Source organism: Streptomyces sp. NPDC054887, assembly GCF_053610585.1.
Map to the genome: position 1 here is coordinate 64,929 of NZ_JBSGYQ010000020.1, position 24,903 is coordinate 89,831.

Consider the following 24,903-nt stretch of genomic DNA (forward strand, 5'->3'; position numbering starts at 1 on the left):
TTCCGGGGAGTTTCTCGGCGCCGCCTTCCCACTCATACGAACACATTCGAACCGGCCCTGACAAGAGGGATCTTGGATGATGAATGTATTTTGGCCGACGCGTACGCGGGGCGTCTCGAATCCGCCTGCGACCGGCCGTAATCGCTAACCGTGAAAGGCCGGAGCGGCGGCCGAGGAAGTACGGGAATCGGCCACGGCCGGGGCCCGCCGCCGCCCGCCCCGGCCGAGCCGCGCCGGCGCCTCGGCCAGTGCGGGATCGCCCGTGTCGCCCCGGCCGGTCGACCGGACCCGGTCCGCGCCGAGTTGGAGCCGGTCCGTCAGGGCGCCCTGGACCAGGAGCGCTCCCGCGAGACCGCGGCCCGTCTCGATCTCCCGCCGGGGTGGCGGGAAACAGCCCCGCGCGGCGGCGCACCGGGCGAGGAGAAGCGGCGGCGACGTCACCGCGACGCCGCCTCCAGCGTGCGCAGGACGCCCTCCAGGTGCGCGGGGGAGGTGAACACGTGTCCCTTGAGGCCCAGTTCCTCGGCGGCCCGGACGTTCTCCACCCGGTCGTCGACGAACAGGATCTCCTCGGGGGGCAGTCCCAGTTCCCTCACGCACCACTGGTAGGCGGCCGGTTCGGGTTTGGCGCTGCCGATCCGGCAGGAGAAGCCGACGACGGAGAAGTGCTCCAGCCAGGGCTGGCTGGTCTCGTACCGCACGGCCAGTTCCTCGGGGATGTTGGAGAGCAGCCCGCAGGTGATCCCGCGGCCGGCGAGGGCGCCGAGCAGGTCGACGCTGCGCTGGTCGATCTCGCTCCAGCTGTCCAGGTCGGCGGCTATCAGGTCGTCGGTCAGGCGTGCGTCGACAGGGATGCCGAGCCCGGCGCAGACCCCCTTCCAGTACGCGGGACCGGTCACGTCGCCGCGGTCGTAGGGGGCGCGCTGGGACCAGTACGCCTCCCAGAACCGCTCGGGTTCACCGCCGGCCGTGCGTTCCAGCACGGCCTGCGACTCGGGTGACTGGACGCGCGCTATGACGCCGAACATGTCGAAGAGGACGGCTTTCATGTGTCAGGTCCCTTGGGTCGCGACGGGCTTCGCCCGGTCCGCCTCGCGGGGGCCGGAGATGCCGTCGGGGTCGGGTGCGTTCTTGCGCAGCCACAGGCTCAGGACCGCGCAGGCGACGGCCAGTACGAACAGCACCAGCGGCACCGCCTTCACGTCCATCGTGTCGATCACCCCGCCGAGCAGCGGCGGGAAGGCCACGCCGCCGATCATCGAGGCGGCGATCACATAGGCGCCGGCCGCCGCCACGCTGGGCACGGCCCGGTTCAGCCAGGGCAGACAGGTCGGGAAGATGGGCGCGATCATCAGGCCGACGCCGAAGTAGGCGTACGGGGCGAACGCCGGAACGGTCGCCAGGAGCAGGAAGCCCGCCATGCCGGCGCAGCAGACGATCAGGATCGCCGGCGCGGAGAAGCGCAGGCTGAGGGGTGCGGCGATGAACCGGCCGATGGTCATGGCGGCCCAGTACGCCGACGTCGCCGTGGCGGCGGCCGCCGCTCCGTAGCCCACCGCTTCCAGGTGGGTGGGCTCCCAGCCGCCGACGCCGGTCTCGATGGCCACGTGCAGGACGTAGATGCCGATGAACACGGCGATGATCGGAAGGACCCGGGCTCCGCCCGCCGAAGCGCCTTCCACCGGGGCCGGCTCGGGCTCCTTGGCCGCCACCCCGCCCAGCGTGAACAGGATCAGCACGCACAGCACGCCGACGCCGATGAAGATCGCCGGGTAGTTCGCCGCTCCCAGCCAGCCGATCAGGGCCGGGCCGGCGATCGCCCCGACGCCGAAGTGGCCGTTGAGCAGGTTGAGCATGGCGGTGCTGCGGCGGCCGAAGCCGATCGCGAAGAGCTGGTTGAGGCCGTAGTCGATGCCGCCGAAGCCGAGACCGATCACGAACGTGCCGGTCAGGGCCAGGCCCCAGTTGGGGGCGAAGGCGAAGCCGGCCGCGCCGGCCGCCATGAGCACGTACGAACCGCCGAGCAGCACGCGGTTGTTCAGACGGCCTCGCAGGACGTGGTAGATCAGCACTCCCAGGAGCGCGCCGACGAAGTGGGCGCTGAGGCTGAGGCCGGCCACGGCCGGGCTCAGGCCGTACTCGTCTCGCAGCGCCGGGATCGCCGGGCCGTAGAGCGCCTGCAGTGCTCCGATCACCACGAACGCCACGCACGAGGCGATGATCGCGACGGTGGTGAGGAGCGGCTTTCCCGTGTCCGGCAGGTCGGCCTCACTGGTTGCGGACATCGTTCTCCTCGTCGTTTCATCATTGACTATTGAACGAACATGAGCGACGTTCGAAACATGCTCGGATTCACACAGCGAGCCGAACACTACTCACCGCAGTCGTTCGTTTCAACAGTTCTGATGTGCGTATGCTCGCGACGGCTGGTTTCTGTGCTAAAAGCAGACACATGAACGTGATGGAGAGGCACAAGTTCGTCGTGGCGCTGCTCATGAAGGAGAACCGCGCGACGGTGGCCGAATTGGCCCGGGCCACGGGGGCGTCGGAGATGACCGTCCGTCGTGACCTGGAGGTCCTGGAGTCCCGGGGCGCATTGCGCCGGGTGCGCGGAGGCGCGCTGAGCAACCTGCCCGGTGGCGTGGAACCGCCGTACGCCATCCGTGCCATGTCGGAGGGGCAGGCCAAGGAGCGGCTGGCCCGCACGGTGGTCGAGCTGCTGACCGACGGCGAGACGGTCGCCCTGGACACCGGTACGACGGCCGTCGCCATCGCCAAGGCCATGGCCGACCGCCAGCTGACGGTCACCCCGCTCTCCCTGCACGCCGCCTTCGCCCTCTCCGGGCACTCCGGCATCCAGCTGCTGATGCCGGGCGGTCAGGTGCGGCCCGAGGAGCTCTCCTTCTACGGCCACACCCCGGTCCAGACGTTCCAGGACCTGTGCTTCGACACGTTCATCCTGGGCTGCTGCGGTGTCGACCCGGTGCAGGGCGCCACCGCCTACAACCTGGACGACGTACAGGTGAAGCGCGCCGCCGTGAAGGCGGCGCAGCGGGTGATCCTCGTCGCGACCGCCGACAAGCTCGGCCGCGCCGCGCTCGGCCGCATCTGCTCGATGGAGGAGATCGCCCTCATCGTCACGGACGCCCCCGACGACTCCGCGGTGGTGCAGGAGTTGAGGGACCAGGGCGTGGAGGTGGTGCGCCCGGCGGACGCCTGAGCCGGCCGCCCCGCGAGGTGCCGCGCACGCCCCGGCCGCACGGGCCGCGGCGCCGTGTGCCGTACGTCCGCCCCTCCCCGTCGCGCCGGAACCGCCCGCCACCCACCCGCCGGGATCGCCGGTGGGCGCGGTGCCATCCCGAGATCGAGTCAGGACTCTACGGCGCCGGACTCCGTTCGGCAATGCTGAACCCGGGGTGGCGTCACAGTGAAGCGCGGGGCGATATCCGGCCGTTCTTCGCCGTTGAGTGTTCATCAACTCGCCGATCGCGCATGGTGGTTGATGTGAAATCGTCGCAGGTGGCCCCGGTGAGGAAAGTGCTTGACGGGGTCGGGGTCAGTGAGCTTTGCTCTCCGTAGGCGTTCGGCATTGCCGAATCCTGTTCGGATCCCCAGGCTGCACGAGACCACTCATCCGGTTGCACAGCCCCCTCGATGACCAGGTCGGAGGACCCGGTGAACGTCTCCCCAGCCCCGCCGCGGGCTCACCGCCCAGCCCCGCCACGGCCCTGTCCGGCCCGTGGCGGCCAGCCCGGCCGTCCGCCCGTCGGCGCCCGATTATCACCTCGAGCACAGATCGGATCGGCATGACCGTTCATTCAGTCGACCATGTTGAGTTCTTCGTGGGTGACGCCCACCAGGCCGCCCACTACTACTGCGGTACGTACGGCTTCCGCGTGGTGGCCGAGGCCGGCCCCGACACCGGCCTCGCCGGAGCCCGTTCGCTGGTCCTGGCGCACGGCGGCGTACGCCTGGTGCTGACGTCCGCCCTGCACGCCGACCACGCCGCCGCCCGGTTCGTACGCCGGCACGGCGACGGCGTACGCGATGTGGCCCTGCGTTCCACCGACGCCGCCGGGGACTTCGAGCGCGCGGTGGCCGCCGGAGCGGACGTCGTCGCAAAGCCCGAGACCTTCGAGGACGCCGACGGCCGTGTCGTCCGCGCCACCATCGCCGCCACCAACGACCTGGTCCACACCCTCGTACAGCGCGAGGGACCGGCGGAAACCTTCCTGCCCGGGCGTTACCGGCCGACGGCCGCCGCGGGCGCCGCAGACCCGGGACTGCTGCGGTCGGTGGACCACCTTGCCCTGTGCCTGCGCCCCGGCTCGCTGGACGCCATGGTCGACTTCTACCAGCGCTCCCTGGGCCTTCGTCACACCTACGACGAGTACATCGTCGTGGGCGGTCAGGCCATGGCGTCCAAGGTCGTGCAGGACGAGACCCGGGGCGTCACCTTCACCATGGTGGAACCGGCCCCCGCCGCCGACCGCGGCCAGCTCGACGACTTCCTCGACCGCTTCGACGGCCCCGGCGTGCAGCACGTGGCGTACGGCACCGACGACATCGCCCGGGCGGCCCGCGAACTGCGCTCCTCCGGCGTCGAGTTGCTTCCCACCCCGGCCGGCTACTACTCCGCGCTGGCCGAGCGGGGCATAGAGGTGGACATCGACCACGAGGAACTGCGCGAACTGGGCCTGCTGGCCGACCGCGACGAATGGGGCCAGCTGGTCCAGGTCTTCACCCGCTCCCCGTACGCCCGCAGGACGGTCTTCTTCGAGCTGATCCAGCGGCTGGAGGCCCGTACCTTCGGCAGCGGCAACATCAAGGCGCTCTACGAGGCCGTGGAGCGCGAGCGGGCCGGCCGGCCGCAGGAGGCGGCGCCGGCCGGCGCCCTGGCGAAGGCCGGCGGATGACCGCCGCGCCCGCCGCCCCGGCCCCCCTCCCAGGAGTGGAGCCGACGGCTCCGCTGTCCTGGCGGGACTACGCCGAGGCCGCCCGCGCCCGGCTCGACCGGCCGGTGTACGACTACATCGCCGGCGGCAGCGGCGACGAGGTGTCGCTGCGCGGCGACCGCGCCGCCTTCGACCAGTACCGGCTGCGCCCGCGCACGCTGGTCGACGTGTCCCACTGCGAGACGGGAACCACGCTCCTCGGCAGCCCGGTGGCGTTCCCCGTCGGCGTCGCGCCCATGGCCTACCACCGCCTGGTGCACCCGGAGGGCGAGAGCGCCACCGTACGGGCGGCGGGCGCGGCCGGCGTGCTGACCGTCGCGAGCACCTTCGCCAGCACCACCCTGGAGGAGACGGCCGCCGCCGCGACCGGCCCGCTGTGGTTGCAGCTCTACATGCTGCGCCGCAGAGAGGTCACCGCATCGCTCGTGCGCCGGGCCGAAGCCGCCGGCTACCGGGCGCTGGTCGTCACCGCCGACACCCCCCGGATGGCGCGCAGGGAGCGCGACCTGCGCAACGGCTTCAGCCTGCCGCCGCACATCGGGCCGGCCAACCTCGACGACGACCACGCCGCCGGGCTGCACGACGGCCGCCGCGCCCGCTCCACCCTGGTCGAGCACGCCGCCCGCCACCACGACGCCGCCTTCACCTGGGAGGACCTGGCGCGACTGCGCTCGCTGACCGGGCTGCCCCTGGTGCTCAAGGGGGTGCTCACCGCCGAGGACGCGCGGCGGGCCGCCGGCCTGGGCGTCGACGGGCTGATCGTGTCGACGCACGGCGGCCGCCAACTCGACGGCGCCGTCGCCGCGTTGGACGCCCTGCCGGAAGTGGCCGAAGCCGCGTCGGCGCACTGCGAGATCCTCGTCGACGGCGGCGTCCGCCGCGGTACGGACGTCCTGAAGGCACTGGCTCTCGGCGCCCGCGCGGTGCTGGTCGGCCGCCCCGTCCTGTGGGGCCTCGCCGTCGACGGAGCGGCGGGCGTCGAACACGTCCTCACCACCCTCCACGCGGAGCTGGAAGAGGCGATGGCCCTCACCGGCCGCCCCCGCCTCGACACGATCGCCCCGGACGTCCTCCACCGCCGCGCCGCCCACCCCTGCCACCCCCACACGAACGACAAGGACATGGCATGACGACCCACGACGTACGCTTCTCGCTGACCGAGGCCGAGCAGGAGCTCCTGCCGTCCGACGACGACGTGGCCTTCTACCAGGAACACGGCTGGTACCTGTCGAAGAAGCTGCTGACCGACGAGGAGGTCGACCTCCTCGACTCCGCCGCCGACCGCTTCTACGCCGGGCACCGCGACCGCACCCTGCCCACCCGCCCTCCGCGCCTGGCGTACTGGGAGCCGGACCAGGGCGACGTGCACCGGCACAACGACTACATCTTCTACGAGGACGACACCATCCGCGGCATCCTGGCCAAGCCGCTCATCGCGGCGGTCGCCGCGCGCATCGCGCGGAGCGGCCAGATACGCCTGTGGAACAGCACCCTCATCCACAAGCCGCCGCGCGCGGACGACGCACGCAACATCGTGCCCTGGCACTTCGACCGCCACTACTGGCAGACCTGCTCGTCCGACGAGATGCTCACCGCCTTCATCCCCTTCCACGACTGCGGCGAGGAGATGGGCACCATCACGATGGTCGACGGCAGCCACCGCTGGAAGGAGATCGGCACGGACGACACCACCACCCGTCACTTCGCCGAGCGCGACCGGTCGGAGCTGGAGGAGGTACTCGCGGAGAACGCCGCCCACAACGGGGTGGAGGTCCGCAAGGTGCCCGTCGTCGTACCCAAGGGACACATCAGCTTCCACCACTGCCGCACCTACCACGGCAGCGGGTACAACGTCAGCGACCGGCCGCGCCGCGCGATATCGCTGCACCTCCAGGACAGCGCCAACCAGTGGCGGCCCTTCCACCTCTCCGACGGCGAGCGCGTGGTCTACAACAACGACGTGCTCGTCCGCGCGGACGAGCACGGCAACCCCGACTACACCGACCCCGACTTCTGCCCCGTCCTGTGGGAGACGCCCGGTGAATGAGGGACCCCCGCCCCACGTCCTGGCCGCCCGCGACCTGCACGGTTCCCTCGGCGACCCGCTGATGGAGGTGATGAACTTCCTCAACGAGGTCACCACCCGCCACCCCGACGCCATCTCCTTCGGTCCCGGCCGCCCGTACGAGGGCCTGTTCGACGTCGAGCGGATCGGCGACTACCTCGACGCGTACAAGCGGCACCTCGCCGAGGACCTCGGCCGCAGCCCCGACGAGATCAGGTCCCTGCTGTTCCAGTACGGACGCACCAACGGCCAGATCCACGACCTCGTGGCCCGCACCCTGCGCAACGACGAGGGCATCGAGGCGGACCCCCGGTCCCTCGTGGTGACCGTGGGCTGCCAGGAGGGCATGTTCCTCACGCTGCGCGCGCTGTTCGCCTCGCCCGCGGACGTCCTGCTCGTCTCCTCGCCCTGTTACGTCGGGATCACCGGCGCGGCCCGGCTGCTGGACATCGAGACGGTGCACGTGCCCGAGGGCGAGGAAGGCGTCGACCAGGAAGCGCTGCGGCGGACGGTCGCCGGACTCCGGGCGGCAGGGAAGCGGCCCCGCGCGCTCTACGTGGTGCCGGACTTCGCCAACCCGACGGGCACCCGCATGCCGCTGCCCGCGCGCCACGATCTGCTCGGCCTGGCCGACCGGGAGGACCTGCTCCTCCTGGAGGACAACCCGTACGGCTTCTTCACCCGCACCGGCGACGGCAGTCCCACGCTCAAGGCCCTGGACGACCGGCGGCGCGTGGTCTACCTGGGCTCGTTCGCCAAGACGTGCTTCCCCGGAGCCCGGGTCGGCTACGTCGTCGCCGACCAGCTCGTCGAGGCCGCGGACGGCACCCGCACGCTCCTCGCGGACGAACTGTCGAAGATCAAGGGCATGGTGACGGTGAACACGCCGGCGCTGAGCCAGGCCGTCATCGGCGGCATGCTCCTGATGCACGACTGCCGGCTGCGGGAGGCCAACAAGCCGGCCGCCGACTTCTACGCGGGCAACCTGGCGCTTCTGCTGGAGCATCTGGAGCGGCTGCTGCCGCCGGAACCGCGCGAGGCCGCCGGGATCCACTGGAACGCGCCCGACGGCGGTTTCTTCCTCACCCTCACCCTCCCCGTCCCGGCGGACAACGCCCTGCTCGAAGTCTCCGCCCGCGAGCACGGCGTCATCTGGACCCCCATGAGCTACTTCCACCCGGACGACGGAGGCCGGCGGCAGATGCGTCTGTCGGTCAGCTACCTGACGCCGGACCAGGTCGTCGAGGGAGCCCGCCGCCTGGTGGACCTGCTGCAACGGAGCTGCCTGTGAACGCCGTCCTCTACGTCGTGACCGTACTGATCTGGGGTTCCACCTGGCTGGCCATCAAGGGCCAGCTGGGCGACGTGCACCCCACGGCGTCCATCGCCTACCGGTTCGCCCTGGCCGCCGTGATCCTGCTGGCGTGGGCGCGCCTGCGCGGACTGCCGCTGCGCTACCCGGGGCGCGTGCACGGGCAGTTCGCCCTCATGGGCGGACTGATGTTCTCCACGAACTTCCTGTGCTTCTACGTCGCCGAGCACCACCTCACCACCGGCCTCGTGTCGATCATCTTCGCCATGTCGCTGGTGGTGAACATCGCCTTCGCCCGCATCTTCTTCCGGCGCACGATCACCGCCAAGACCCTCGTCGGGGGAGCGGTGGGCCTGCTGGGCATCGCCACGGTCTTCTGGCCGGAGTTCCGGGCGTTCGACCTCTCCTCAGGGGCGGGCCGCGGCATCGTGCTGTCGGTCATCGGCACCCTGGTGTTCTGCCTGGGCAACGTCGTGTCCGGCAAGACGCAGGCGGCGGGCATCCCCGTCATCCAGGGCACCGGTTACGCCATGGGGTACGGGGCGCTGCTCATGGCTCCGTTCGCGGCGTTCCTCGGTGACGGCGTGCTGTTCGAGCCCACCCTGGAGTACACCGGCTCGCTGCTCTACCTCGCCGTGTTCGGCTCGGTGATCGGCTTCGGCGCCTACCTCACTCTGCTCGGCCGGATCGGCGGCGAGCGCGCCGCGTACGCGATGGTGCTCTTCCCCATCGTGGCGCTCCTGCTGTCCACGGTGTTCGAGGACTTCCACTGGACGGTACGGGACCTGGCCGGCGTCGTCCTGATCCTGATCGGCAACGCCGTCATGCTGACCAGCCCGGCGCTGCTGCGGCGCCTGACCGGCGACCGTTTCCCCGCGGCGGAGCCGACGGCGCCCGCCCCGGCCGACCGGTAGACCGGACCGTCGGGTCCCCGCCGGACGGTCCGGCCCCCACCCCCACCACCACGGTCGAGGAGCGTCACCTTGAGAACCGCCGCAGTCGTCGGAACCGGTCTCATCGGCACGTCGATCGCCCTGGCCCTGACGGGCCGCGGAATCACCACCCACCTGATCGACCGCGACCCCGACGGCGTGCGCCTCGCCGCCGCCAGGGGAGCGGGCACACCCGAAAGCCCCACGGCGCCGGTGGACATCGCGGTCATCGCCGTCCCGCCGTCGCAGGTCGCGACGGCCCTCGCCGCGCAGCAGGAGTCCGGACTCGCCAAGGTCTACACGGACGTGGCGGCCGTCAAGGCCCCGGTGTACGACGCGTGCGTGGACCTGGGGTGCGACACCACGTCGCTGGTGGGCGGGCATCCGCTGGCCGGGCGGGAACGCTCAGGTCCGCTCGCGGCCCGCGCCGACCTCTTCCAGGACCGCCACTGGGTGCTCACCCCGGCCGCGGACACCCGCGAGGCCGCGCTCAACCGCGCCCTGGAACTGGTGTCGCTGTGCGGCGCCGTCCCCGTGCTCCTCGAACACCGGGACCACGACCGGGCCGTGGCCCTCGTGTCCCACCTGCCCCACCTGATGGCGAGCCTCACCGCGGCCCGGCTGCTGGAGGGCGAGGACTACGCCGTACGGCTGGCCGGCCGCGGCATGGGAGACCTCGCCCGGATCGCCGCCGGCGACGCCGGGCTGTGGGCGGACGTACTCGCGTGCAACGCGGCGGCCGTCGGCCCGCTGCTCGCCGATCTCACCGACGACCTGCGACGCACGGCCGACGCGCTCGAAGGACTGACCGGCGGCGGGCGGCAGAGCCGGGAGGCAGCACGGGCCGATCTGACGGACATCCTGCGGCGCGGCAGCGAGGGGCACTCCCGCGTCGTCACCACGCACGGGTACGGCGGGACGGAGGTGCCGCCCGCCTCGCTCTCCGTCGCCCTCGTCGGCCGCGACCGGCCGCTGGCCCGGCTGCTGGACGACGTGAACGCGGAACGGATGGACCTGGAGGGCATGGTGCTCCCGGACGACGGGCCGCCGCCGCACGAAACGGTCGAGATCCAGGTGGCGGCGGAGATCGCCCGCCCCCTCACCGTCGCGCTGCGCGACCGGGGATGGGCGGTCCACCAGGTCCCGGCCCTGGCCTGAAGCGGACGGGCCTCGTGGGCACGGCATGCCGTGCCCCGGACGGGGCCCGACCCGACCGACACGACGTGAACATGACTTGACGGGACGCCGTCCGTCCCGACTGACTTGACCGTCCGCCCGGACATCCGAACGCGAACGAGGAGCAACGCAGATGCCGCACATCGTCGTCGACCACGACAGCACCGTGGAAGCCGCCCTGGACCGCCGGAAATTCGCTCTGGAACTGCACGCGCTGGCAGCGGAAACGGTCGCCGGCATCACCGTGGCGAGCTGCAAGACCCGTTTCCGGCGCGTGGACGAGGTCGTCGTCGCCGACGGGGACGACGGCCAGGCGCTGATCCACGTCGATCTCGCCATCCTGCCCGGCCGCACCACCGAGGCCAAGGCGGCGCTGAGCGCGGCCGTGCTGGACCTGGTACGCCGCCACACCGCCTCCGTCCCCGGGGTGGTGCACGCCTCCGTGGACGTGTCGGACCTCAGCGCGGCGTACGCCAAGCACGTGACCCCCGGCGGCTCGCCGAGCAGCTAGCGCCCGGCGGGGTCGCCCGAGGGGGTACGCGCAGGGGCGAGCCGGTCAGGAGGGGTGCTGGTCGGCCTTCTGCGCGTTCTTCTCCTTGATGCGCACCGCTTCCTTCCGGACCTCGGCCAGGTTGGCGCGCTCCTGCTCCAGCCACTCGGGCGACTGCGCCTTCAGCGCCTCGATCTGCTCGGTGGTGAGGGGCTCCGTCACACCGCCGCGGGCGAGACCGGCGATGGAGACGCCCAGCTTCGCCGCGACCACCGGGCGGGGGTGCGGGCCGTTGCGTCGCAGATCCTGGAGCCACTGGGGAGGGTCGGTCTGGAGGGTGTTCAGTTCGGTGCGCGAGACGACACCCTCCTGGAACTCGGCGGGGGTGGCCTCGAGGTACACACCCAGCTTCTTCGCCGCGGTCGCGGGCTTCATGGTCTGGGTGTTCTTGTGCGACGTCATGGCGTCAAGGGTATCGAGCATGCGTGCTGCCTCCGACCACGTCCGGCCGGGCGGTAGCCTTGCGGGGTGACCGCTCCCGATGCATCCCCCTCGTTCCGCCTCGCCTATGTGCCGGGAGTGATGCCCACGAAGTGGGTGCGGATCTGGAACGAGAGGCTGCCCGGGGTCCCCCTGACCCTGACCGGCGTCACCGCCGCCGAGTCGTTCGGCGTACTGCGGCGCGGCGAGGCCGACGCGGGGTTCGTACGGCTGCCGGTCGACCGGACGGACCTCAGCGCGATCCCCCTCTACACCGAGACGACCGTGGTGGTGGTACCGAAGGACCATCCGATGACGGCGGCCGAAGAGGTGTCCACCGAGGATCTCGCCGACGACATCGTGCTGCACCCCCTCGACGACACCCTCGGGTGGGAGCGGCTGCCGGGGCTGCCCGCGAACGAGCGCCCCGCCACGACGGAGGACGCCGTCGAACTGGTGGCGGCGGGCATCGGCGTGCTCGTCGTGCCCCAGTCGCTCGCCCGCCTGCACCACCGCAGGGACCTCACCTACCGGCCGGTGTCGGACGCGCCGCAGTCGCGCGTCGCGCTGTCGTGGCCCGAGGACGCGACCACCGACCTGGTGGAGCACTTCATCGGGATCGTACGGGGCCGGACCGTCAACAGCTCCCGCGGCCGTCCCGCGCCGTCGGCGGCGGCGAAGGGCAAGAGCGCGGACACGCGCGACGCCCGGCGCAAGCCCGCCGCCGGCAAGGCCGGGGGCAAGCCGGTGCGCACCTCGGCGGGGAAGCCGGCCGGCAAGGGTTCGCGGGGCGGCTCCGGCGGCCCCGCCAAGGGCGCCAAGCGCGGCAGACCCCGCCGCCGCTCCTGACCGCCGCGCGGCGGGTGGCGCGGTGACGGTGCCCTGAAGGGGGGACGCTCAGGTGCATCCGGCCCGCACGGGCCCCGCCCTCCTCTCCGGGGTCAGCGTATTGTCGCGTTATGGGTGCATTCGCGCGGTTCATTGACAGCCTGTCCCGGATGCCGGCGGCACGGGCCGGACGGCTTCCGGGGCCCGGCGGGTGCTCCCACGCCGGTGGCGGACGCGGAGCCCGGCCGCGCGGGCGGACGCGCCCGGCGGGCGCCTCCGGGGGAGAGTGACCGTATGGAGGGGTCTGCCGAATACGGGGTGCGAAGGCTGGAGCCGGTCGCGTCCGACATCCTCCACGACACCGCCGCGTCCGCCGTCATGGTGTACCTGCTGCCGCCGGGGGAGAACGCGCTCCACCTGGTGGTGATCGGCGGAGTCGCCCGGGAGTTCGCCACGCCCTGGACGCGGGTCGCCCTGACGGACCCGATTCCCGTGGCCGACGCCGTGCGGGAACGGCGGCTCATCTGGATCGGCAGCCAGGAGGAGATGGGCCGCCGCTACCCCCGCCCGGCGCTGGTCCTGCCCTACCGGTTCACCCTGGCCGCCGCCCCCGTCGTCCATGGCGGCGAGACCCTGGGAGGGGTCGTACTGCTGTGGCCCGGCTCGTACCCGGAGCAGCTGGGGGAGCGCGAACGCCAGGCGGTGCACACCGGATGCGACCGGCTCGGGCGGATGATCCGGCAGGCCGCCGACGACGGCCGCCCCCTCCTGCCCGAACACCGGCCCCGCGTGCTCCCCGCCGCCGAGAGCCGCACACCGGGCCCGGCCGAGGCCGCGGCGGCGGTGGCCTTCGTCGACCGCCTGCCGGGCGGCAGCTGCGCACTGGACCTCAGCGGCCGCATCACCTTCATCACTCCCGCCGCGGCCGACCTGCTGGGGGCCGACCCCGGTGACCTCATGGGGGCCCTGCCGTGGGAGGCCCTGCCCTGGATGGACAACGCGACCGTCGAGGACCGCTACCGCGCCGCGGTGATCAGCCGCCAGAGCACGTCCTTCACCGTCCTTCGCCCCCCCGACCACTGGCTGGCGTTCCACCTCTACGCGGACGCCTCCGGGATCAGCGTGCGGATCACGCCCGCCGACGCGCCCGCGGACGGCGACGACGCGACGAGCCCGCCCGCGTCCGCGTCGCTGCCCAGCCGGGCGACCGCCCTGTACCACCTGATGCACCTGGCCGCCATCCTCACCGAGGCCGCCGGGGTGCGCGACGTCGTCGACCAATCGGCCGACCAGCTCATTCCCGCCCTGGGCGCCCAGGCCATGACGATCTTCGTGGCGGACGAGGGGCGTCTGAAGGTCATCGGACACCGTGGTCACACCCGGGGCCAGACCAACGAACTCCTCGGCCGGTTCGACGGCGCGCCCCTCGACTCCGACGCCCCCACCGCACGGGTGCTGGCCACCGGCATGCCCCTGTTCTTCGCCAGCCCGGAGGAACTCCACGCCGCCTACCCCTCCGCCGTCATCCTGGGCGACATGCGGGCGTGGGCCTTCCTGCCGCTGGTCGCGTCGGGCCGCCCGGTCGGCTCCCTCGTCCTCGCCTACGCGCTCCCCCGCTCCTTCGCCCCGGGGGAGCGCGCGATCCTCAGCTCACTGGCCGGACTGGTCGCGCAGGCGCTCGACCGGGCCCGTCTGTACGACGCGAAGCACCAGCTCGCCCACGGCCTCCAGGCCAGCCTCCTGCCGCACACCCTGCCCCACCTCGCCGGACTCGACGTCGCGGCCCGCTACCTCCCGGCCGGACACGGCATGGGCGTCGGCGGGGACTTCTACGACTTCATCCGCCTCGACGACACCACGGCGGCCGCCGCCATCGGCGACGTACAGGGGCACAACGTCGAGGCCGCCGCCCTCATGGGACAGGTCCGCACCGCCGTGCACGCCTCGGCCGGCGCGCCCCCCGACGAAGTCCTCGCCCGCACCAACCGTCTCCTCACCGACCTCGACACCGGCCTGTTCACCAGCTGTACGTACGCGCACATCGACCTCACGAGCCGCCGTGTGCAACTGGCGAGCGCCGGTCACCCCCCGCCGCTCCTGCGCGGTCCCGACGGACACACGGAGGTGGTATCCGTACCGGCCGGGCTGCTCCTCGGCATCGACCCGGCCGCCCGGTACAGCACGTCGGACATCGCGCTGCCCCCGGGTTCCGTGTTCGCCCTGTACACCGACGGCCTCGTCGAGGCTCCCGGCGTCGACATCGACCAGGCCATCGCCGGCCTGGCGCACCGCCTCTCGCTGTGCGGGGGCGCCACCATGGCCGCCGTCGCGGACGCCCTGGTGCGGCGCCCGCCGTCCGAGCAGCCCCGCCACGACGACATCGCGCTGCTGCTGATCGGCACCGAGGGGGCGGGGGAGACGCGTCCCTGAACGCGTCAGCAGGGACGGCGCCACACCCCCAGGTCCAGCTTCTTGCGCATCGAGCTCAGGCCCAGCGCGGTGGAGCGCGCGCAGAAGTCGCCCGCCGGCAGGGCGTACTCCACGTGCAGCACCGCCTTCCCCGCCTTCACGAAGGGGGCGAGCGCCGCGCACTCGTCGTACTGGGCGCACTCCTCGTTCACCGCGAAGTCGAAGTCGCCCACCAGCTCCGTGATCTGCGGCAGGTCGTTCTTCAGCCCCACCGACATGCCGCGCGCGTGGGCGAGGCCCGCCAGCATGCGGTTGTACGCGAGCTGGTGGCGGGCGGTGAGGGGGAAGCCGGTGTCGTTGAGGTAGCCGTCCATCAGGTCCGGCTCCACCGCGTCGAAGCCCTTGTCGCGGCACATGTCGAAACGCTTCGCCATCAGCGGGCGCAGCACGTCGAGGCGCCGGATGTCGAGCCAGCGTTCACCGGCCCACCCGTTGCCCCGGCCCCGGACGGCGGACGGGAAGTCCCCGCTGTCGGGGCGGAAGGACTCCCACGCCCCGGCGTTGACGTAGCAGATGACCCGGCGGCCGTCCCGGTGCAGCCGGCGCACCGTCGCGGCGTCGTTCTCGAATCCGTCGATGTCGTAGACGGGCACGTCGACCCGGCCGTCGACGTGCCCGTCGAGCTGCCACTGCCACGCCGTGCCGACCGCCGGCCGCCACGGCACGGCGGGGCGCGGCTCGGGCGCCGAGCACGCCGCGAGCAGCGCGAGCAGGAACAGCAGGCACAGCGGACGCGCGCGGGTCATGAGGCCCTCCGGCGCAGGGCGGGCGGCAGCAGCGACCAGGGGTTCGGCCCGTGGCCGGGCACCGCGCAGTGCACCGCGGCGCGGCGCAGCGCCGCCGTGCGGGCGGCGAGCACCGAAAGACCGGCCGGTACGCCGTGGATGAGATGGCAGAAGCGTTCCGGAGGATGCGCCGACGTCCACGCGGGCGCGGCGGGCGCCGCCGAGTACGCGGCCCAGTCGCCCTCGAAGGTGACCAGCAGATCGGCGACCGCCGCGTAGCCCGGGGCCGGGTGGGTCCCCGGGTTGAGCACGACCGTACGGCCGCCCCGGGAGCGCGCCGCCCGCGCGAGCCGCCGGTAGTGGCGCACCGCTCCGGGGGCGGAGGCGGCCTGGTCCAGGAAGACGCCGTCGGTGGCGTACCAGTCTCGGTAGCGGTCGAAGTCGGCGGTGACCGCGCGCAGCGGCCGCCGGCCGTAGTCGGTGTCGGCGTACCCGAGCAGCGGCACCCCCGCCGCCCGCAGGGCGCGGGCGGCGGCGGCGAACGACGGCTCCGGCGCGGCGCCGGGACCGTCCGCGATGTTCAGCACCACGCCGTACAGCAGCGGCGCGGACTCCACGAGCGTCCACCAGGCGTCGGGATCGACGGCCGGGTGGACGTACATGGGGACGAGCAGCTTCGCCGGCGGCACGGACGCCGGCCCCGGCCGCTCGCTCACCGGGCGGCTGCTTCGACGGGGGCCTCGCGGGGACCGGCCGCCCACAGGTCGGACAGCGACCGCGCGAGAGCGCGCCGCGGCTCCCAGCCGAGGGCGGCCCGCGCCGCCGTGACGTCCGCGCACTGCCAGGACACCGCGGACGACCGGGCGGAGCCGCCGCCGGTCTCCTCCAGCGTGCCGGTGAACCCGGCGGCCCACACCAGCCCGTGGGCCAGGTCGCGCACGGCGGTGGCCCGGCCGCTGCCGATGTTGAGCACGGCCGGCAGCGGCCCGGTGGCCGTCGCCGCCAGGGCTACGGCGTCCGCCACGTCCCGTGCGTCGACGAAGTCGCGGTACGCCGACAGGTCACCTACCCGCACGGTTCCCGACGTCCCGGCCCGGCGCAGCTCCCCGGCGAGGCGTCCGGGCAGCCCGGCGGCCGGCGCCCCCGGACCCACCGGGTTGAAGACGCGCAGGACGACGGCGTCGATGCCCGCGGCGGTCACCGCCGCGGTGCCCGCCAGCTTCGTCGCCCCGTACGGGCCCTGGGGCCGGGTGGCGGCGTCCTCCGCGACCGGCTCGCCGGGAGCTGTCGGGCCGTACTCGGCCGCAGAGCCGAGATGGACGAGGCGCGCGCCGGGCGCCGCGGTGGCCATCGCCTCGCAGAGCGCGGCGGGCCCGCGGGCGTTGACGTCGGTCAGCCGCACGGCGCTGCCGGACACCAGACCCGCGCAGTTGACGACGACGTCGGGCGCCGCCCGGCGCAGCGCGTCCGCGAGGACTTCCGGGTCGGCGGTCAGATCGAGGGGCACACCGGCGGACGCGGACCGGCCGCCGTCGAGCAGCCGCACGCCCGGCAGGGCGCGCAGCCGCTCGGCGGTGTGCCCGCCCAGGAATCCGGTGGAGCCCAGGACGAGAAGGCGCATGTCCCGCTCACGCCCCCTTGAGGAGCAGGCCGCGGTACGTGGTGAACTCCGCGTTGGCCCGGTCGTAGTCGTCGGGCCGGCCGATGTCGAGCCAGTAGCCGTCGAACTCGTAGGCGGCCGGGGGCTTCTCGGCGGCGAGCAGGTCGAGGACCAGTTCGTCGAAGCCGAGCGGCAGGCCCGGCGTGTAGCCGGCAAGGGTCTCCCGGGAGAGGCCGTAGACGCCCATGGAGACCCGGTAGTCCATGCTCGGCTTCTCCGCGAAACCGGTGACGCGGCCCTCCTCGGTCGTCAGGACGCCGAAGTCGATGGCGACCTTGCGGGCGTACGTGGCGACCGTGAGCGGGGCCCCGGAGGCGCGGTGCGAGCGGACCACCTCGCCGTAGTCGAGGTCGGTCAGGATGTCGCCGTTCATCACCAGGAAGTCGTCCGGCAGCCGGTCCATCATGGTGAGCAGCGGGCCCATGGTGCCGAGCGGGCTGTCCTCCGTGGAGTAGCCCACCCGCAGGCCCCACTGGGAGCCGTTGCCGACGTACGCGCGGATGATGTGGCCCAGATGACCGATGGCTATCGTGCAGCTGGTGAAGCCGCTCGCGGCCAGCTGGCGGAGCACGATCTCCAGGATCGCGTGCTGGTCGCCGATGGGCACGAGCGGCTTGGGCAGCGCCGTCGTGTACGGCCGCAGCCGAACGCCCTTGCCACCGGCGAGGATCACTGCATGCATGGAAGTCCCCTGTACGTCGCGTGCGGTCGAGGTCAGATGTTGTAGATGCCGGTCTTGTAGCGGGAGAGGTTGCCGGGGTCGCGGAAGAAGTCGATGGTGTGGCCGAGTCCCTGCTCCAGGTCGTGCTCCGGCCGCCAGCCGGTGGCGGTGCGCAGCCGCGTGGCGTCCGCGACCAGGCGCATGACCTCCGAGTTGGCCGGGCGGATGCGCTGTTCGTCCTCGCGTACGTCGAGGTCGGCGTCCATCAGCTTGCCGATGAGCCGGGTGAGTTCGCCCACCGAGATCTCCCCGCCGGTGCCGGCGTTGAAGGTCTGGCCCACGACCGCCTCGGCGGGCGCGGTGCCGACGGCGAGGAAGGCGCGGGCGGTGTCCTTGACGTACAGGAAGTCGCGGGTGGGACGGAGGTCCCCGAGCGTGATGGTCCGCTCCCCGGCCGCGACCTGGCCGATGACGGTCGGGATGACCGCGCGCATCGACTGGCGCGGGCCGAAGGTGTTGAAGGGGCGCAGGGTGACGACGGGGGTGTCGAAACTGGCGTGGTAGCTGTCCGCGAGCCGGTCGCCGCCGGCCTTCGACGCGGCGTACGGGGACTGGGTGCTGATCGGGTGGTCCTCGGTGATCGGCACGGTCTGCGCGGTGCCGTACGTCTCGCTCGTCGAGGTGTGGACCAGGCGCGGGGTGCCGTGTCTGCGCACCGCCTCCAGGACGTTGAGCGTGCCCGTCACGTTGGTGTCCACGTAACTGTGCGGAGCCTGGTAGGAGTACGGGATCGCGATGAGGGCGGCCAGGTGGTAGACGGCCTCGGCGCCTTCGACGAGCTGGTTGACCGAGCCGGGGTCGCGCACGTCGCCGAGGACGATCTCGACCTGGTCCAGGGTCTCGGGGGACAGGGTCTCCAGCCATCCGTACGAGGAGAACGAGTTGTACTGGGCCATCGCGCGGACGCGGTGGCCGGCCGCCACGAGCGCCTCGGTGAGGTGGGAGCCGATGAAGCCCTCCGCGCCGGTGACGGCGACGAGGGACGGGGCTGGTGCGGTCACGGGGACGCTCCTCATGGGGTGATGGACGGGAAGGCGAGCGGTTCAGCGGTGTGCGGTGGGCCTGCCGAGGATCCGGCAGGCCAGGTACAGGAGGGCGAGGGCGGCGACGGTCCGGCAGAGCGGCTGGGCGAGCGGGGCCGGCAGCCCGGCCGCCGGGGCGGCGGCCTCCGCGGCGGCCGCCGCGAGACAGACCGCCGCCGGCGGCCAGGCCACACCGAACGCCTGGAGCAGCAGGGCGGTCCACAGGACCGCCCCGAGCCCGAGCAGCGGGGCGGCGCCCGTCCCGGTGAGCAGGGCGCCGGCGGCCAGCAGGGCGACGTACGAGCCCAGGCAGAGCACCAGGGCGCGGGCGGCCCGCAGGGCGAAGTCGCGCGGTGCGGTGCTGGCGCGCAGGGCCGCGACGGCGAGCCCCCGGTAGCGGTAGAGCAGCCACTCGGCGAAGCCCATGCTGAGGGTCAGGACGACCACGGCGTACGGGTCCGCCGCCCCCGTGAGCATCGCGAGGACCCCGGCGGCGAGGCCGAACAGACCGTACGGCAGGGACGCCGTGAGCCCCGGCGCCGCGCCCGCCGCCACGGGGGGCGGGGCCGGCTGCCGTACCCCTCGGGCCGCCGTGAGCGTCGCGAGGCCGACGGTGGCGAGCAGCGCGGCCACCGCCACGGCGGTCGGCGGGCGCCACCAGAGCGTGGCGGCGGCGCCCCCGGCGACGGGCAGCAGGGTCAGCAGGAGCGTCCGTTCGCGGCCGAGGACCAGGAGCACGGTGGCCGCGCCCAGGTAGCAGGACTGCCCGGCGGCGAAGGCCCCCGCCTGTCCCGGCCCGGTGAGCGCCAGGCCCGTCACGGAGGCGGCCAGGGCCCCCGCGGGAGCGCCGAGCCGCAGCGTGCGGCCCGCCGCGGCCTCTCCGGCGGCGGCCAGCCGCACGTGGGCCCGGTGGCTGAGCGCCTGGTTCCACGCCCACGCCACCAGGCCGGCGGCGACCAGCCCGCTGACGGCCCCCGCGCCCTCCAGCAGGGGGGACCCCAGCACGTAGGCCAGGCCGGGGAGCGAGAAGACCAGCCCGCGCACGGCGCACCGCAGGGTGTCGGGACGCCAGGGATCGGCGGCCGGCGCGGGTTCGGGATAGTGCCGTGGCACCCGGGCGTACAGGTCGGCGGCGAGCGCGAACAGACCGGGACGGCCGTAGCGCGTACTGATCTGATCGCCCGTCAGTCCGTCCGACTCCAGCAGCGCGGCGACCTCGTACGGGTGGACGGCGGCGGACACGGGCTCCATCAGCCGCTCCGCGAGCTCGTCGATGGGATCGGCGGCCCAGCTCGGCCGCCCCCTGTTCCCCTTCCGCTGCCGGGGCAGGGCGGGCAGGCTGCCGCCCTCGCCCGGCAGCAGGCGCAGCGGGCCGCTCATCCGAGGGCCCCGGCGTGCCGCTCTGCCCGCCACCCGGTCAGGTCCGCGCTTTCGCGGGCTCGCCCGGCGGCCAGTTCGGTGTAGATGGAGCGGAAGGTGTCGATGGTCTGCCGGAGCGTGAACTGCTCGATGACCCGCAGCCGGGCGCCCTGCCCCATGGCGGCCCTGCGTTCCGGGTCGCGCAGCAGTTCCAGGGCCGCTCGGGCCATGGCCTCGGGCTCCCTCGGCGGGACCACGAGACCCGTGTCGCCGACCGCCTCCCGCACTCCGCCGACATCGGTGGAGACGGTGGCGCGTCCGCACGACATGGCCTCGATGAGCGTGAACGGGAAACCCTCGCTGATGCTGGACAGCATCACGGCGTTGCCCGCCGCGTAGGCGTCCCGTATGTCCTCGACCCGGCCCTCGAAGACGACGGCGTCCGCGTGCCCCAGCTCCGCCGCGAGCGCCTCGCAGCGCTCCCGGTAGACCTCGCCGCCGCGCGGTGTGCCACCGAACAGCCGCAGGCGGGCGTCCGGCATCTCGGCCCTGACCAGCGCGAAGGCCCTGATGAGGGTCTCCAGGTCCTTGATCGGGTCGACCCGCCCCGCCCAGCTCAGGGTGGGGACCTCCGGCTCGGGGCCGGCGGCCGGGAAGGCCGCCGGGTCGACGCCGTTGTAGACGGTGCGTATCAACTCCGGCGCGGCGCCTCCCTGTTCCTCCCACAGCCGGTTGTAGCGGTTGCCCGGCGTGATCAGGTCCGCGGTGCGGTACGTCTCCTCCGCGAGCAGCCGGAAGAACCCGAGGAGCAGCGCCTTGACCGGCCACCGGTAGGGGCCGGTGCGGTACCCGAGGTAGCGCTCGCGCAGGTAGACGCCGTGCTCGGTGAGGAGCAGCGGTACGCCGTGCAGCCGCCGCCCGACCAGTCCCGGCAGGACCGCGAGTCCTCCGCTCACCGCGTGGGACACGCCGTGCTCGGGCGGCGCCGCGGTGAGCGGGCGCAGCGCGTGCTCCAGCAGGTCGGTGGCGGTCAGGGCGTCGTGCAGGGTCGGCCGGGCCGCGTGGACCGGCAGGCCCGGGCGGCCCCACACGGCGGCCAGGACGCCGACGGCCTGGTCCGTGCGCAGGGCGGGGGCGAGCTCCCCGTCCCTTGCCGCGCGGGCCAGTTCGTACAGCGCGGGCCCGAACCGGTCCTCGGCGTCCGGGTCGAGGAGTGCGGTCAGGAAGTTTTCGTACGCCGCCATCAGCTGTCTGCGGCGACGGCCGCGCGGGGCCCTGCCGCCCGGGTCCGGGCCCCACATGGGGACCGTGACGGGCGGCGCGACGTGGGCGGGCAGCTCCCAGGCGAGCGGCTCCCGGCCGGTGCCGGTCACCGCGATCACCCGGAAGTCGAAGTCGGGCATGCCCTGGACGAGCTGGTCGCACCAGACGCTGACGCCCCCGTGGCTGTGCGGATAGGTGCCCTCGGTGAGGAGGGTGACCCGCGCCGCGCCGGACGGCGGCACGCGGAGTACTTCGGGCATGACGAGACGTTCCCCCGTGGAGATGCGGCGCGGTGCCGGCCGAGTACGGCTGCGGTGGTGCGGTGGTCGGGCGCTGATCAGCCGGTGACGCCGTACGGCACCCTCTCGCGCACCCCGGCCGGCACCGGCAGGCGCGGGGCGCGGGCCCGCACCGGGTCGGCCCGGTCCACCGAGGCGGCCGTGGCGGTGGCGCCGGCGGGCAGGGTGAGCGTCACCCGGTCCTGGAGGAGTCCGGGCGAGACCCAGCCGGAGGCCGAGCCGGCGTACGGGCTGCCGAACGCCTCGGTGCCGAGCAGCGCGTTCTGCCGGGTGCCGGTGGGCATGGTCGCGGTCGCCCGGACGCCGCCGGGCGCGCGGACGGTGACCGTGTCGCCGACGCGGTACGCCGTCACCTGCCCGGCCTTGAGGGCGGTGTTCCAGGCGGCCCGGTCGCGCAGTTCCGCGCCGATCTGCTGCTGGCGCAGGTTGACCAGCGGGGTGTTGGCGGCGTACAGGCCCGAGTAGTCGTCGATGACGCGGTCCAGCACCGGGTAGGCGATGCGGTCCTCGGCGAGGTTGGACTGGTGGATGAAGTGCGGCCGGGGGTCGTTGGCGAGGACGTGGCCCAGCGCGATGCGGGCCTCCAGCGGCACGATGTAGTCGGCGTAACCGGTGACCGTGTCGAGCGGCTCGTCCAGGCAGGTGGTGCCCGCCGCGCTCTCGCAGACGCCGCTGCCGCCGTCGGACGCCCTGGTGTAGATCCAGTTGTACTCGTCGATCTGCTCGGTGGCGCGGCCCGCGTTGTAGAAGACGTTCATCGGGTAGCGCGGCACGGTGAGCGCCGGGCCGACCTTGCGCTGGGCGCGGTCGCGGGAGTTGTCCGAGCCGAGCCAGGTGACGGCGTTGTCGGCGAGGGCGGGACCGAGGTTCGGGTTGTCGTCGGGCTGCTGCGGCAGGATCTTCAGACCGGAGTGCTCACCGGTCACCAACTCGCCCGTCGCCAGCGGCAGTCCCGCGCGCTGGGCCCAGGCCCGGTTCTCCCTGATCTGGGTGGAGATCTCGGAGCGGGTGACGTAACGGGTGCTTCCGTCGGCGTTCTTGGCGCAGACCCACGGGACGACCGAGACGTCCTGGACGCAGCCGAGGAAGGGGTGGTTGTACGTGTGGTTGATCCACCGGTAGGCGTTCTTGTCGGCGAAGAGCTGCTGGGCCAGCGGGTCCGTGCCGCCGTGCTCCTCCTTGTAGAGCTCGCTGCCGCCGCCGTTGTACGCCATGTCCAGGGTGAAGCCCTTGGCCGCCGACCACTGGGTCGCGTACGCGGCGTCGGCCGCCGTCATCCGGATCGGGTCCGGCTCACCGCCCTGGCCGGGCGCGCAGTCCACGTCGCCGGGGGTGCAGTTGAGTTCGGTGTCCCAGCGGTCGTCGGCGGCGAAGACGTCGTCGACGTGGACCGCGAAGTAGTTGCGCGACGCGCCCAGGCGCACGCCCTGCGTCATCCAGTCCACGATGCCGCGGGCGAGGAGCCGGAACTGCTGCTGGTACTGGTTGTAGACGAAGCCGACGACCAGTTCGCGGCGCCCGTCGTGCCGGTACTCGCCGACGATCGAACCGCGCTCCCCGGTGCCCGGCACCGGCGCCTCGACGTAACTGGTGAAGTCGGCCCCGGGCAGTGGCCTGGCGGCGTACCCGTAGCTCTCGCCGACGGAGGGTGAGTTGTCCTCGAACGGTATGCCGCCGTCGAGGTAGCCGAACGGGCCGGCGGCGCCGGCGGGCGTGACCTCGGCGCGCACGCCGTCCAGGGAGCCGCTGTAGCCGCCGTTGGCCGGGTAATCGAGACCGACCTCGGGTCGGGCGTAGGTGTAGGCGTCCACCTGGGGGACCGCGAAGGTCTTCTCGTACGCGACCAGCGCCTGCATCTCCGACGAACCGGCACCGAACGGGTTGTCGTTGGGCAGCACCACGGCCTGGTACTTGGCCCGGGGCCGGCCGTCGAGCGTGTCGGCGAGGAAGCCGCCGTTGATCACGGGGCGGTCGTTGCGGGTCAGGTCGACGGTCGTGTACGGCGTGCCCGCGCCGTCGAGTTCGGCGGTGATCGCCGCGGTGGCGGGGCCGCCGTCGCTCACCACCAGCACGCGCAGGTCGACGCGCGGCGTGACGGGCGCCGCCTCGGCCGCGTACGCCGGCGCGAGGAACGTCGTCGCGAGCGCGGTGGCCAGCGTGGATCTCATGGCCCATCGGACCGTACGGCTTGTGAGGTGCATGGGTCCCTTCCCGCAAAGGGCATGCCGGACGTGCGACCGACGTGCCCCTGCCCCCAGCGGACGGGGCGCTCGGACAGCCGCCGCCCGCGTCCCGCTCTGTCGGATCACATAGTGGGGTCATGCATGGAGAATTTGTGTGGGCGTCGTGAAACCTGGCGAGAAACGCACGTGACCTGGCGAGCTCCGGGCCTCGTGGACCGGACCACTTCACGCCCCCGCTGCATTCGCGGTGAGGGCGATTCCGCTTCTCCGTCACAGCTCACGGGCGTCGGTGGCACCCACCGCGCTGACCGGCGCACTCATAGGGTCTAGACCAGAGAAGAAGTTCCCGCACGACTTGTCGAATTCGGCCATGCGGGGGAACGGGAGTGCTGCGAACGGGCATACGGTGAAAGCCCGGCCGTTGTCGGCGCCGGGGCCTACGATCGGGTCCGTGACCAGTGCCCTCGTCTTGACCGACCTGATGCCGCGCATCGTCGCGCTGCCCCTGGCCCCGCACACCGGTGAGGAGGTGCTGGAGCGCTGTCGCCGTCTCGCCGAGGCGTTCCGGGCGAGCGGCCGCCCGGTGGCGCTGGTCCGCGCGGAACGCCCCGGTGTCGCCGAGCAGCCCTCCGGCAGCGGTTTCGCCGACGGTCTGGTGCTGCCGGGCGACATCGTGATCGTGAAGAACACCGTCGGGGCGTTCCACGGCACCGGCCTCGACGACCGGCTGCGCGGTCGCGGCGTGGACACGGTCGTGCTCGCCGGACTCGTCACCACCATGGGGGTGGAGTCCACGGCGCGAGCCGCGAGCGACCACGGTTACGAGGTGGAGTTCGTCGCCGACGCGATGTCCGGATTCGCGGCGGACGAGCACGACTTCGCCGTGGAGCGGATCTTCCCCCGGTTCGGCGAGGTGCGGAAGACGGCGGACTACGGCTGAAACGGCGGGCGTTCGGCGGGCACT

At 73.0% G+C, this 24,903-nt stretch carries 23 protein-coding genes; 11 read left to right on the plus strand and 12 right to left on the minus strand.

Features of this window, described 5'->3' with window-relative positions; genetic code table 11:
* Positions 1-144: 144 nt before the first annotated feature.
* From ACWGH0_RS14225 to ACWGH0_RS14235, 3 genes are read right to left on the minus strand one after another with little or no spacing between them, the layout of a single operon-like run.
* Positions 145-441, minus strand: coding sequence for a hypothetical protein (locus ACWGH0_RS14225; protein WP_453404441.1), 297 nt, complete (start codon positions 439-441; stop codon positions 145-147).
* The gene (locus tag ACWGH0_RS14230; RefSeq protein ID WP_453404442.1) at positions 438-1,049 is read right to left on the minus strand and encodes an HAD family hydrolase; all 612 of its coding nucleotides are present in this window, start codon (positions 1,047-1,049) and stop codon (positions 438-440) included. Before ACWGH0_RS14230 ends, ACWGH0_RS14225 begins: the two co-directional genes overlap by 4 nt.
* Before the next feature lie 3 nt (positions 1,050-1,052).
* Positions 1,053-2,285, minus strand: coding sequence for an MFS transporter (locus ACWGH0_RS14235; RefSeq protein ID WP_453404443.1), 1,233 nt, complete (start codon positions 2,283-2,285; stop codon positions 1,053-1,055).
* 167 nt (positions 2,286-2,452) lie between these two features.
* Here ACWGH0_RS14235 and ACWGH0_RS14240 point away from each other — a divergent pair, with 167 nt between their 5' ends.
* The 8 genes from ACWGH0_RS14240 (at position 2,453) to ACWGH0_RS14275 (ending at position 10,951) form a co-directional block, all read left to right on the plus strand.
* On the plus strand, positions 2,453-3,220 hold the full coding sequence (locus ACWGH0_RS14240; protein WP_453404444.1) for a DeoR/GlpR family DNA-binding transcription regulator: 768 nt from the start codon (positions 2,453-2,455) through the stop codon (positions 3,218-3,220).
* 586 nt (positions 3,221-3,806) lie between these two features.
* Positions 3,807-4,916 (plus strand): 4-hydroxyphenylpyruvate dioxygenase, encoded by a 1,110-nt coding sequence (hppD, locus tag ACWGH0_RS14245; RefSeq protein ID WP_453404445.1) that lies wholly within the window; start codon positions 3,807-3,809, stop codon positions 4,914-4,916.
* On the plus strand, positions 4,913-6,085 hold the full coding sequence (locus tag ACWGH0_RS14250) for an alpha-hydroxy acid oxidase (RefSeq protein ID WP_453404446.1): 1,173 nt from the start codon (positions 4,913-4,915) through the stop codon (positions 6,083-6,085). The genes hppD and ACWGH0_RS14250 overlap by 4 nt, the downstream gene beginning before the upstream one ends.
* Positions 6,082-7,002: a phytanoyl-CoA dioxygenase family protein gene (locus ACWGH0_RS14255; RefSeq protein WP_453404447.1), complete on the plus strand. Its 921-nt coding sequence runs from the start codon at positions 6,082-6,084 to the stop codon at positions 7,000-7,002. Before ACWGH0_RS14250 ends, ACWGH0_RS14255 begins: the two co-directional genes overlap by 4 nt.
* Before the next feature lie 61 nt (positions 7,003-7,063).
* The gene (locus ACWGH0_RS14260; protein ID WP_453404476.1) at positions 7,064-8,311 is read left to right on the plus strand and encodes an aminotransferase-like domain-containing protein; all 1,248 of its coding nucleotides are present in this window, start codon (positions 7,064-7,066) and stop codon (positions 8,309-8,311) included.
* Entirely contained in the window at positions 8,308-9,246 is a 939-nt protein-coding gene (locus ACWGH0_RS14265) for a DMT family transporter (RefSeq protein ID WP_453404448.1), read from the plus strand. The genes ACWGH0_RS14260 and ACWGH0_RS14265 overlap by 4 nt, the downstream gene beginning before the upstream one ends.
* A 69-nt stretch (positions 9,247-9,315) precedes the next feature.
* Positions 9,316-10,422: a prephenate dehydrogenase gene (locus tag ACWGH0_RS14270; protein WP_453404449.1), complete on the plus strand. Its 1,107-nt coding sequence runs from the start codon at positions 9,316-9,318 to the stop codon at positions 10,420-10,422.
* 151 nt (positions 10,423-10,573) lie between these two features.
* Complete coding sequence (locus tag ACWGH0_RS14275; RefSeq protein WP_453404450.1) at positions 10,574-10,951, plus strand: 5-carboxymethyl-2-hydroxymuconate Delta-isomerase; 378 nt, start codon at positions 10,574-10,576, stop codon at positions 10,949-10,951.
* Positions 10,952-10,996: 45 nt separating this feature from the next.
* Here the strand turns inward: ACWGH0_RS14275 and ACWGH0_RS14280 are convergent, their stop codons facing one another.
* Positions 10,997-11,413 carry a DUF5997 family protein gene (locus ACWGH0_RS14280; protein WP_453404451.1) on the minus strand — a complete coding sequence of 139 codons (417 nt, stop codon included), beginning with the start codon at positions 11,411-11,413 and terminating at the stop codon, positions 10,997-10,999.
* Between the two features lie 45 nt (positions 11,414-11,458).
* Between ACWGH0_RS14280 and ACWGH0_RS14285 the strand changes: the two genes are divergently transcribed.
* Together ACWGH0_RS14285 and ACWGH0_RS14290 are read left to right on the plus strand one after the other, a co-directional pair.
* On the plus strand, positions 11,459-12,259 hold the full coding sequence (locus tag ACWGH0_RS14285; RefSeq protein ID WP_453404452.1) for a LysR family substrate-binding domain-containing protein: 801 nt from the start codon (positions 11,459-11,461) through the stop codon (positions 12,257-12,259).
* Positions 12,260-12,532: 273 nt separating this feature from the next.
* The gene (locus ACWGH0_RS14290; RefSeq protein ID WP_453404453.1) at positions 12,533-14,668 is read left to right on the plus strand and encodes a SpoIIE family protein phosphatase; all 2,136 of its coding nucleotides are present in this window, start codon (positions 12,533-12,535) and stop codon (positions 14,666-14,668) included.
* 5 nt (positions 14,669-14,673) lie between these two features.
* Here the strand turns inward: ACWGH0_RS14290 and ACWGH0_RS14295 are convergent, their stop codons facing one another.
* The 8 genes from ACWGH0_RS14295 to ACWGH0_RS14330 form a co-directional block, all read right to left on the minus strand.
* Positions 14,674-15,453: an endo alpha-1,4 polygalactosaminidase gene (locus ACWGH0_RS14295; RefSeq protein ID WP_453404454.1), complete on the minus strand. Its 780-nt coding sequence runs from the start codon at positions 15,451-15,453 to the stop codon at positions 14,674-14,676.
* Complete coding sequence (locus ACWGH0_RS14300) at positions 15,450-16,094, minus strand: spherulation-specific family 4 protein (RefSeq protein WP_453404477.1); 645 nt, start codon at positions 16,092-16,094, stop codon at positions 15,450-15,452. Before ACWGH0_RS14300 ends, ACWGH0_RS14295 begins: the two co-directional genes overlap by 4 nt.
* Before the next feature lie 50 nt (positions 16,095-16,144).
* Positions 16,145-17,053 carry an NAD-dependent epimerase/dehydratase family protein gene (locus tag ACWGH0_RS14305; RefSeq protein ID WP_453404455.1) on the minus strand — a complete coding sequence of 303 codons (909 nt, stop codon included), beginning with the start codon at positions 17,051-17,053 and terminating at the stop codon, positions 16,145-16,147.
* A gap of 7 nt (positions 17,054-17,060) precedes the next feature.
* A complete protein-coding gene (locus ACWGH0_RS14310; protein WP_453404456.1) occupies positions 17,061-17,774 on the minus strand; it encodes a nucleotidyltransferase family protein in 714 nt (237 codons plus the stop codon).
* A 32-nt stretch (positions 17,775-17,806) separates the two neighbouring features.
* On the minus strand, positions 17,807-18,814 hold the full coding sequence (locus ACWGH0_RS14315) for an SDR family NAD(P)-dependent oxidoreductase (RefSeq protein WP_453404457.1): 1,008 nt from the start codon (positions 18,812-18,814) through the stop codon (positions 17,807-17,809).
* Between the two features lie 42 nt (positions 18,815-18,856).
* Entirely contained in the window at positions 18,857-20,215 is a 1,359-nt protein-coding gene (locus ACWGH0_RS14320; protein WP_453404458.1) for a hypothetical protein, read from the minus strand.
* Complete coding sequence (gene pelF / locus ACWGH0_RS14325; RefSeq protein ID WP_453404459.1) at positions 20,212-21,717, minus strand: GT4 family glycosyltransferase PelF; 1,506 nt, start codon at positions 21,715-21,717, stop codon at positions 20,212-20,214. The genes ACWGH0_RS14320 and pelF overlap by 4 nt, the downstream gene beginning before the upstream one ends.
* A gap of 77 nt (positions 21,718-21,794) precedes the next feature.
* Positions 21,795-23,924: a hypothetical protein gene (locus ACWGH0_RS14330; RefSeq protein ID WP_453404460.1), complete on the minus strand. Its 2,130-nt coding sequence runs from the start codon at positions 23,922-23,924 to the stop codon at positions 21,795-21,797.
* A gap of 466 nt (positions 23,925-24,390) precedes the next feature.
* Here ACWGH0_RS14330 and ACWGH0_RS14335 point away from each other — a divergent pair, with 466 nt between their 5' ends.
* Positions 24,391-24,879: an isochorismatase family protein gene (locus ACWGH0_RS14335; RefSeq protein WP_453404461.1), complete on the plus strand. Its 489-nt coding sequence runs from the start codon at positions 24,391-24,393 to the stop codon at positions 24,877-24,879.
* Positions 24,880-24,903 lie beyond the last annotated feature (24 nt).

Bases quoted from the DNA above. Each gene is read 5' to 3' on its own strand.
- pelF (WP_453404459.1), bottom strand. From the start codon at position 21,717: ATGCCCGAAGTACTCCGCGTGCCGCCGTCCGGCGCGGCGCGGGTCACC.
- ACWGH0_RS14260 (WP_453404476.1), top strand. From the start codon at position 7,064: ATGGAGGTGATGAACTTCCTCAACGAGGTCACCACCCGCCACCCCGAC.
- ACWGH0_RS14275 (WP_453404450.1), top strand. From the start codon at position 10,574: ATGCCGCACATCGTCGTCGACCACGACAGCACCGTGGAAGCCGCCCTG.
- ACWGH0_RS14310 (WP_453404456.1), bottom strand. From the start codon at position 17,774: ATGCATGCAGTGATCCTCGCCGGTGGCAAGGGCGTTCGGCTGCGGCCG.
- ACWGH0_RS14235 (WP_453404443.1), bottom strand. From the start codon at position 2,285: ATGTCCGCAACCAGTGAGGCCGACCTGCCGGACACGGGAAAGCCGCTC.
- ACWGH0_RS14240 (WP_453404444.1), top strand. From the start codon at position 2,453: ATGAACGTGATGGAGAGGCACAAGTTCGTCGTGGCGCTGCTCATGAAG.
- ACWGH0_RS14280 (WP_453404451.1), bottom strand. From the start codon at position 11,413: ATGCTCGATACCCTTGACGCCATGACGTCGCACAAGAACACCCAGACC.
- ACWGH0_RS14255 (WP_453404447.1), top strand. From the start codon at position 6,082: ATGACGACCCACGACGTACGCTTCTCGCTGACCGAGGCCGAGCAGGAG.
- ACWGH0_RS14250 (WP_453404446.1), top strand. From the start codon at position 4,913: ATGACCGCCGCGCCCGCCGCCCCGGCCCCCCTCCCAGGAGTGGAGCCG.
- ACWGH0_RS14290 (WP_453404453.1), top strand. From the start codon at position 12,533: ATGGAGGGGTCTGCCGAATACGGGGTGCGAAGGCTGGAGCCGGTCGCG.
- ACWGH0_RS14330 (WP_453404460.1), bottom strand. From the start codon at position 23,924: ATGAGATCCACGCTGGCCACCGCGCTCGCGACGACGTTCCTCGCGCCG.
- hppD (WP_453404445.1), top strand. From the start codon at position 3,807: ATGACCGTTCATTCAGTCGACCATGTTGAGTTCTTCGTGGGTGACGCC.
- ACWGH0_RS14295 (WP_453404454.1), bottom strand. From the start codon at position 15,453: ATGACCCGCGCGCGTCCGCTGTGCCTGCTGTTCCTGCTCGCGCTGCTC.
- ACWGH0_RS14305 (WP_453404455.1), bottom strand. From the start codon at position 17,053: ATGCGCCTTCTCGTCCTGGGCTCCACCGGATTCCTGGGCGGGCACACC.
- ACWGH0_RS14320 (WP_453404458.1), bottom strand. From the start codon at position 20,215: ATGAGCGGCCCGCTGCGCCTGCTGCCGGGCGAGGGCGGCAGCCTGCCC.
- ACWGH0_RS14230 (WP_453404442.1), bottom strand. From the start codon at position 1,049: ATGAAAGCCGTCCTCTTCGACATGTTCGGCGTCATAGCGCGCGTCCAG.
- ACWGH0_RS14300 (WP_453404477.1), bottom strand. From the start codon at position 16,094: ATGTACGTCCACCCGGCCGTCGATCCCGACGCCTGGTGGACGCTCGTG.